Annotated in this window: 1 protein-coding gene; it reads left to right on the forward strand. The window is 39.5% G+C overall.

The genetic code is table 11. The features are described from left to right. Positions 1 to 46 precede the first annotated feature (46 nt). Positions 47 to 727: hypothetical protein (locus M3P05_RS20615; RefSeq protein WP_249702026.1), on the forward strand; the 681-nt coding region annotated here is incomplete at its 3' end.

Genomic DNA, 727 nt, shown 5'->3' on the forward strand with positions numbered 1-727 from the left:
AGCGCCTAAACCAGCATCACGCAAAACATCAATATCAGGAGTTGTAATGTCTTTACCTGAGTCTCTGCAGGGTGACAAATGGACTTATTATACAGCTAGGACAATTCTTCCCCTTATCATATGGTGTGCGAAAAATGGGAGAACCATTACATATGGTGAGATAGACAGAGTAATTGTCGAACTTGGTTGGGGACATCACGTTTTACATGTTCAATATGGGCGGCCTGCTGGAGTCATTGGTGATGCTCTTATTGAAACAGAGGAATTATGGGAAGATATAATTCCGCCGTTAAATGCGATCATTGTTAATGCTGAAACAAAACTTCCAGGCAAAGGTGTTAACTATTATTTAGAGAAATATGCCGTACCGGAAGAACATGTATCTGACATGTCTCTGTTTGATAGACAAGCACTAATTGAAGAAATTCAAGCTGATATATTTGCATACGAGTATTGGGACGATATTCTCGAAGAATACGGTTTTGAAGCATTTGATGATTCTCATGTCTTCGATGAAGGTGCTGATAAAATTTCACCTCCAGCAAAAGGTGGCTGGTCTGATTCAAATGAGTGTGAATCTCACAAAAGACTAAAATCATATATCATTGAAAACCCAGCCGAATTAGAAATTGAAAACGTACAGTCCACATATTCGGAATACTTATTCGCATCTGCTGACCGCGCAGATGTTGTCTTCAAGACTGACAGCAATATGTATGCAGTTGAG

Source organism: Parendozoicomonas callyspongiae (genome assembly GCF_023502345.1).
Taxonomy (GTDB): domain Bacteria; phylum Pseudomonadota; class Gammaproteobacteria; order Pseudomonadales; family Endozoicomonadaceae; genus Sansalvadorimonas; species Sansalvadorimonas callyspongiae.